The sequence below is a fragment of the Rhodococcus sp. (in: high G+C Gram-positive bacteria) genome (assembly GCF_049299235.1).
Taxonomy (GTDB): Bacteria; Actinomycetota; Actinomycetes; order Mycobacteriales; family Mycobacteriaceae; genus Rhodococcus.
Genome location: NZ_JBAQXC010000147.1, coordinates 1 through 7,761 on the forward strand (window position 1 = coordinate 1; position 7,761 = coordinate 7,761).

The 7,761-nt window shown below is 68.3% G+C and carries 4 protein-coding genes, 1 tRNA gene and 1 pseudogene; 2 read left to right on the forward strand and 4 right to left on the reverse strand.

Annotated features, from left to right (window positions below):
* The 3 genes and pseudogenes from WAX14_RS09025 to WAX14_RS09035 form a co-directional block, all read right to left on the reverse strand.
* Positions 1-133, reverse strand: a pseudogene (locus WAX14_RS09025) (protein phosphatase); the annotation flags it as partial.
* Positions 130-498 carry a DUF3817 domain-containing protein gene (locus WAX14_RS09030; RefSeq protein WP_422627746.1) on the reverse strand — a complete coding sequence of 123 codons (369 nt, stop codon included), beginning with the start codon at positions 496-498 and terminating at the stop codon, positions 130-132. The pseudogene WAX14_RS09025 and the gene WAX14_RS09030, both read right to left, overlap by 4 nt.
* On the reverse strand, positions 495-914 hold the full coding sequence (locus WAX14_RS09035; RefSeq protein ID WP_422627747.1) for a transcriptional regulator: 420 nt from the start codon (positions 912-914) through the stop codon (positions 495-497). The genes WAX14_RS09030 and WAX14_RS09035 overlap by 4 nt, the downstream gene beginning before the upstream one ends.
* Positions 915-1,091: 177 nt before the next feature.
* On the opposite strand from WAX14_RS09035, the gene WAX14_RS09040 reads away from it, so the two are divergent.
* Positions 1,092-1,418, forward strand: coding sequence for a putative quinol monooxygenase (locus WAX14_RS09040; protein WP_422627748.1), 327 nt, complete (start codon positions 1,092-1,094; stop codon positions 1,416-1,418).
* A gap of 66 nt (positions 1,419-1,484) precedes the next feature.
* On the opposite strand, the gene WAX14_RS09045 is transcribed toward WAX14_RS09040, so the two are convergent.
* Positions 1,485-1,568 (reverse strand) — tRNA-Leu (locus WAX14_RS09045).
* 932 nt (positions 1,569-2,500) lie between these two features.
* Between WAX14_RS09045 and WAX14_RS09050 the strand changes: the two genes are divergently transcribed.
* On the forward strand, positions 2,501-7,761 hold a 5,261-nt coding region (locus tag WAX14_RS09050; protein ID WP_422627749.1), incomplete at its 3' end, for a fatty acid synthase subunit beta domain-containing protein.

Genomic DNA, 7,761 nt, shown 5'->3' on the forward strand with positions numbered 1-7,761 from the left:
GCTGCAGGTAGACCGCGAACGTCGGGAGCGGGCCGTCCGGAACCGGGCGGCGCAGTCCGCGGCCACGAACGAGCCGACCCGACGGCAGGCGCAGGACACCCGCGGCAGCGGGGTCCCACAGTTCCGGCGTCACACGCCGAAGTCTGCCTTGACCTGCTGGGTGCGCTTGTGCTCGACGAAGAACGACAGGAACGGAATGGTGCCCGCGATCAGTGTTCCGATCGTGCGGCTGAGCGGCCACCGGACCTTGATCGACAGGTCGAATGTGAGCACCAGGTACACCGCGTACACCCAGCCGTGCACGATCGCGATCCACGACGGCACGTTCTCGATGCCGATGACGTACTTGGCGATCATCTCGCCGACGAGGACCAGCAGCCAGATGCCGGTGGCGTAGGCGAGAACGCGGTAGCGCAGGAGCGCCGAGGAGATCTTCTTCCGGTCGGCGTCGCTGAGGGTCCGCGGCGCTGCGTCGGTCTTCTCGGGGGTGGTGCTCACTGCCCGCTCCTTCCGGACCTGCGCGCGAGTTGCGCGAGGTAGTCGTTGTATTCGAGCATCTGCCGGTCTTCGGGGTCGTCGAGGGCGGCGGTGGTCGCCGGCGCGAGCGTCCGGTCGGGACGTGCAGGCAGTAGGTGCTCCGGGATTTCGGTGGGTTCGGTCGATTCGGGCGGACGCGGCACCCCGGTTTCTCGTGCCTCGGTCTCCTCCGCTTCGAGGCGCACGAACCGGCGATAGGCGTAGACGAAGAACAGCGCGAACGCCGGCCACTGGAATGCGTATCCCAGATTCTGGCCGGTGCCGCCGACTGCCTCGAAGCGAGTCCACTGCCAGTACCCGAGTGCTAAGGATCCGATCGCCGCGACAGCGACCAGGATGATCAGAGCGGTGCGGCGGGGTGGACGAGATACGGACACGACTTCGACGGTACCCGAATGCCGTGTCGACCTGCCAAGACCGGTCGGGTTGCCGTGCGCCAGGTCACGCCGGGCCGCTGCGGTTTTCGATCACCTCCGATGGCCGCTGTTGTCGACGAGCGATGAGTCGGAAGCCCGCGCCGAGTCGGTATTGAAGAGACTCGAGGAAGGAATCCGATGAACGAGGAGACCATGGTGGTTGTGGCAGGTCACTGCCGGTTCCCGGCCGAGCACCGCGATGCCGCTCTGGCCGAATATCACACACTCGTCGAGGCCGCCCGCCGCGCACCGGGCTGCATCGACCTGTCCATCACCGCAGATCCGATCGACCCCGAACGGATCGCAATCTGTGAGATCTGGGCAGGGGAGGAGCACCTGAACGCGTGGCGGCGGACCGCACCCCACCCGAAGGCGCCCCGCGGCGTGAAGGCCACGGACTTGGAAGTGTGGGAGTACGTCGTCGCGAATCGTCGGGCGCCGTTCTCCGGCGGGCGCGCGCGGTGACCCAACGAGGTCACGAACTCGTTCGAGTTCGTGACCTCGCTCTGCAGTTCGCGGAACTGCTGTGCGTGCGCGAGGGGGGACTCGAACCCCCACGCCCTTTCGGACACAGGCACCTAAAGCCTGGGCGTCTACCTGTTCCGCCACTCGCGCGTAGGCATACGCAGAATACGGCATCCGGGTCTAATCGTCAGCGTTGGGTTTCCGCAAGTTGCGGCCTGCGAATGTCGCGGTCTGGCTGTGACAATTGGGACACAAGAAGCGGACGTTGTGCGGTCGAGAATCGCAGGCGTTTCCGTCGATGTGGTCGACATGGAGGGTAAGTGGCTCATCGAGCCATACCGGGCCGATTCCACATCTCTCGCAGTGGTGAGATCTTCCTGTTTCCAGAAGTGCTCGCCGCAATCGCTTTGCCTCCTGCCGACGTGACTTCGAGGGCTTGACCGTCAGAATTTGGTCACAACTCAGGCGGGCTTGCGCGGGTCGGCCCTTCTGGTGCGCCTGACCGGTGAAGTGCGATGTGTCGATGCCGAACTGCTTGATTCGCCTGCTGATGTGGGAGTGTGTTCCGCCCGCTTGGTTGAGTCCCAAATAACGCAGGACGCTCGCGATGCTGGACGACGCGCGTACCGCGTCTTCGAGAATCACTCGCGTGTACTTGACCGATCTGTTCATGATACCCCCGGGAATCGAAAGTATGTTCGATAGCAATGAGGCTATCACCTCGGTCCGGCATGTTTCGGCGCTCGAGCACGCCACCGCCCCATTCGTCAAGGTGGTAACGATTCAATAACAAAAAACGTGAGGGTTTCCTCGAGTTCGTGGACGTCCACGTAGCGGCGCAGCCAGCGGTGACGAGATCTACTCGCGAGTCACTTTCGTCGCGACTGTGAGACGAATCACTGGTCAGGGGTCTGCGCGCGACTGGGCGTGAGCCAAAACATGAGGAAATCCTCATGATTCTGTGTCAATCTTGGTTCCGCACGTAAGAGCAGATCAGAGCCCATGTAACACGCCAACGACGGCGAGCGCTTCCACAGATTCACGCCTCGACCGCAGGGGTGTTCAGGAGAGGAACAACACGCGTGACGATCGACGAGACCACACCAGCCGACAACGGACGGAGCTCGAAGGCATCACGACTCACCAACGAACGTGGGGTCACCACCTCGCGGCCCGGCGCGCTGGTCGACAAGATCCTTGCCGGTGAGCCTTACGCGCTCGCGTTCGGTGGACAGGGTGCTCCCTGGCTCAGCTCGCTCGACGAACTCAGCCGCGACAACGGTCTCGAGCCGATCCTGACCGAACTGGTCAACACTGCCGCCGCGACCCTCGCGCCCGTCGCCCACGACCTGGTGGTCGTGCGTCCCGCCGGCTTCGACCCCGTCGCGTGGATCCTCGAGCAGGACGTCGCCGACGAGGACGAGCAGCCGGCCGCCGGACCGTCCGTCACCACACTGACGTCCGCTGCGGTGTCCCTGCCCGGCGTGTTCCTCACTCAGGTCGCCGCCCTTCGTGCTCTGGCCCTCCAGGGGCTCGACGTGTCCGCGCACGCGCCGACCGCCACCATCGGCCATTCCGCAGGCGTGCTCGCGGTCGAGGCAGTCGCCGCGAGCGGCCGCAAGGACGCCGACATCCTCGCGATCGCGCAGCTCATCGGCGCTGCCGCGACCCTCGTCGGTCGTCGTCGCGGCCTGATCTCCGGTGCCGAACGCTTCCCGATGCTCGCGGTCGCCGGCGTCGACCCCGAACGTCTGCGCGCGATCGTCGCCGACGTGTTCGACGGTCAGGACCCCGAACGCAGCGCCGTCGTCGCGATCCGCAACGCCCGTCGCCGTGTCGTCCTGTCCGGTCCGCCGGCGGCACTGGCCCGTATCCAGCAGCGCTGCGAGGACATTTCCGCGGCCGAAACCCGTGAGCGCGAATCGAAGAAGCGCGGCGGTGCCGTGTTCGCCCCGACCTTCGAGCCGGTGTCCGCAGAGGTCGGCTTCCACCACCCGGCTCTCGCCGATGCGGTCGAACAGGTCGCCGATTGGGCATCACGCTGCGACCTCGACGTCGACCTGGCGCGTTCGCTCGCGCAGGCGATCCTCGTCGACCCGGTCGACTGGGTGGATCTCGTCGACGGCGTTGTGGCCACCGGTGCGTCGTGGATCCTCGATCTCGGCCCCGGTGAGCTGCTCACCCGCATGACCGCCTCCGGCCTGCGCGGTCAGGGTGTCGGCATCATCGCCGCCGCCACCCGCGGCGGCCAACGCAACCTCCTCACCCCGGGTGCCGAGCCCGAGGTGCCGCGCGCATGGACCGACTTCGCACCCAGGCCCGTCGCGCTGCCCGACGGCCGCCTCGGTGTCGAGACCTCGTTCACCCGCCTGACGGGCCGTTCGCCGATCCTGCTCGCCGGAATGACCCCGACGACAGTGGATCCGAAGATCGTCGCGGCCGCCGCGAATGCCGGCCACTGGGCCGAGCTCGCCGGTGGCGGCCAAGTCACCGAGCAGATCTTCGCCGACCACGTCGAGGAGCTGAAGGGCCTGCTCGAGCCGGGTCGCGCCGTGCAGTTCAATTCGATGTTCCTCGACCCGTACCTGTGGAAGCTGCACGTGGGCGGCAAGCGTCTGGTGCCGAAGGCCCGCGCCGCGGGCGCTCCGTTCGACGGTGTCGTCGTCACCGCGGGCATCCCGGAACTCGAGGAAGCCGTCTCGATCATCGAGGAGCTCACCGAGGCCGGCATCAGCCATGTCGCGTTCAAGCCGGGCACCGTCGCGCAGATCCGTTCGGTGATCCGCATCGCGAACGAGGTCCCCGACTACCCGGTCATCGCCCACATCGAGGGTGGTCGCGCGGGTGGCCACCACTCGTGGGAGGACCTCGACGACCTGCTGCTCGACACGTACGCCGAGCTGCGCTCCCGTCCGAACCTGGTGCTGTGCGTCGGCGGTGGCATCGGCACCCCGGAGCGGGCAGCCGACTACCTGACCGGACGCTGGTCCACCCCGTACGGCTTCCCGGCGATGCCGCTGGACGGCATCCTCGTCGGCACCGCCGCGATGGCGGCCCTCGAAGCGACCACCTCTCCCGAGGTCAAGCAACTCCTCGTCGACACCCCCGGCACCCCCGACTGGGTCGGTGCGGGCACCGCGACCGGTGGTATGGCGTCGGGCCGCAGCCAACTCGGCGCCGACATCCACGAGATCGACAACGCAGCATCCCGCACCGGCCGTCTGCTCGACGAGGTCGCCGGTGACGCCGAGGCCGTCGCTGCCCGCCGCGACGAGATCATCGCCGCGCTGAACGGCACCGCGAAGCCGTACTTCGGTGATGTCGCCGAGATGACCTACCTGCAGTGGCTCACCCGCTACCTGGAGATCGCGATCGGGTCCGACGCCGCATCCGAGTTCGATTGCGGCACCGACCTCGGCGACGCCGTCGCCGAGGCGCACACCAGCCCGTGGCTGGACGTGTCGTGGCGGGAGCGGTTCCGCGACATGCTGCAGCGCGCCGAGGCTCGCCTGCACCCGGTCGACCGCGGCCCCATCCCCACGTTGTTCGACGAGGACGCGACCCTGGACCGCCCCTACGCGGCGATCAAGGCGCTGACCGGCCAATACCCGGACGCGGGCGACGTCGTGCTGCACCCGGCGGACGTGCCGTTCTTCGTGTCCCTGTGCCGCACCCCCGGCAAGCCGGTCAACTTCGTGCCGGTCGTCGACCAGGATGTGCGCCGCTGGTGGCGCTCCGATTCGCTGTGGCAGGCCCATGACCCGCGATACACCGCCGATCAGGTCTGCGTCATCCCCGGCACCGTCGCCGTCGCGGGTATCACTCGTGTGGACGAGCCTGTCGGTGAGCTCCTCGACCGCTTCGAGAAGGCGACCGTCGACGAGCTGCTCGCGGCCGGTGCCGACCCCGTCCAGGTCATAGCGCGACGCCATCAGGATCGGGCCACCGGACTGCTCGACGCCGTGCTGTCCGCGCCCGACGTCGCCTGGGCCGGCCGCCAGACCGTCAACCCCGTCCACCGTCTCGGCGATGTCGCCGAGTGGACCGCCGAGTCCGACGGCGCCGCCGTGCACGCCCCGACGGGTGCGACCTTGAACGTTCTCGACGACGAGCACGTCGGCCTGCGTGTGCCGCTGCTGCTCGACAAGGCCGTCGAGATCCGCATCACCGTCCCGGCGTCCGTGGGGACCGGCGGCGCACCGGTCGTCACCGAGGCCGACGCGGCCGCGTCGATGTCCGCGCTGCTCGGTGTCGCCGCCGGCCAGGAACTGCCGGCCGTGAAGAAGGGCGCTGCCCGCATCACCCTCGGCTGGCTGCCGGAGAAGATCGCCGATCACGCAGGCATCACCGGCGCGGGTCTGCCCACCACCATGACCACGGGCACCGCCGGTGTCCCGGATGTGCTCGTCGGCGCGTGCTGGCCCGCGGTGTTCGCCGCGCTCGGCGCATCGACGACCGGCGACAACCTGTCGGTCATCGAGGGCATGCTCGATCTGGTCCACCTCGACCACGCCATCGACGTCACCGGCGGTCTGCCCACCGATCCGTCGATCCTCGGGGTCAAGGCCCACGTCGTGAACGTCGCCGACACCGACCTCGGCCGTGTCGTCGAGGTGCATGCCGACATCGCCGCTGACAACGGTGACGGTTCCGGTGACAATGTCGTCGCGACGCTGATCGAGCGGTTCGCGATCCGCGGGCGCACCGGCATCGCCGACGTCGCCGACCCGGTTCGCGCCGGTGGTTCACTGTCGGACGCCGCCACGGACACCCCGCGTCGCCGCCGCCGCGATGCCGTGATCGTCGCACCTACCGACATGCGTGCGTTCGCCCGCGTCTCGGGTGACCACAACCCGATCCACACCTCGGGTAACGCCGCGTTGCTGGCCGGCCTCGGCACCCCGATCGTGCACGGCATGTGGCTGTCGGCCGCCGCCCAGCAGGTCGTCACCGCGGTCGAGGTCGACGCGAAATTGCCGGTTCGCCGCCTGACCGCGTGGACCGCCCGGTTCCTCGGGATGGTCCGCCCCGGCGCGGAGATCGACGTGCGTGTCGACCGCGTCGGCACCGACAACGGCGCCGAGATCATCGAGGTCGGCTGCCGCGTCGACGGTGATCTGGTGATGGTCGCGACGGGCCGCACCGCGGCCCCGACGACCGTCTACGCGTTCCCCGGCCAGGGCATCCAGCGTCCCGGCATGGGATTGGACGCCCGCGCCCGCAGCAAGGCCGCCCGCGAGATCTGGGATCGCGCCGACAAGCACACCCGCAAGGCGCTCGGCTTCTCCATCCTCGCTGTCGTGCGTGACAACCCGACCGTGCTCAAGGCCCGCGGCGTCACCCACAAGCACCCGGACGGTGTGCTGCACCTGACGCAGTTCACCCAGGTCGCGATGGCCACCCTCGGTGTCGCGCAGATCGCCGAGCTCCGTGAGGCCGGCGCGTTCGTGGAGGGTTCGTTCCTCGCCGGCCACTCGGTCGGCGAGTACAACGCGCTCGCCGCGGTCGCCGGTGTGCTGCCGCTCGAGGCGGTGCTCGAGGTCGTGTTCCAGCGCGGCTCCGCGATGCACGCCCTCGTCCCGCGCGACGAGCACGGCCGCTCGGACTACCGCATGGCCGCGATCCGGCCGTCGCAGTTCGGTGTCGCAGACGAAAACCTGCAGGACTTCGTCGCCGGTGTCGCCGCCGAGTCGGACGAATTCCTGGAGATCGTGAACCTGAACCTGCGCGGCTCGCAGTACGCCATCGCAGGCACGGTCGCCGGCCTCGAAGCCCTCGAAACGGTGATCGAACGCAAGGTCGCCGAGTTCGGTGGCAAGCGCGCGTTCATTCTGGTCCCCGGCATCGACGTGCCGTTCCACTCGACCGTCCTGCGCGGCGGCGTGGACGACTTCCGCGAGCGGCTGCTGCACCTGTTGCCGCAGCAGATCGACCCGAACATCCTCATCGGCCGCTACATCCCGAATCTGGTGCCCAAGCCGTTCAACCTGGGCCGCGAGTTCATCCAGGAAATCGCCGATCTGGTTCCGTCGCAGCCTCTCGCCGAGGTCCTCGCGGACTTCGACGCGTGGGCGGCGAAGCCGGTCGAGCTGACCCGCGTCGTGCTCGCCGAGCTCCTCGCGTGGCAGTTCGCGTCGCCGGTCCGCTGGATCGAGACGCAGGACCTGCTGTTCGCCGACGAGGCCGACGGTGGTCTCGGTGTCGAGCGGTTCGTCGAGGTCGGTCTCGGTGCCGCCCCGACCGTCGCGAACCTGGCGTCGCAGACCCTCAAACTGCCGGGCCGCTTCGGTGAACCCGTCGAGGTTCTCAACATCGAGCGGGAAGCGTCGGTCGTGTACTCCAC

Bases quoted from the DNA above. Each gene is read 5' to 3' on its own strand.
- WAX14_RS09040 (WP_422627748.1), top strand. From the start codon at position 1,092: ATGAACGAGGAGACCATGGTGGTTGTGGCAGGTCACTGCCGGTTCCCG.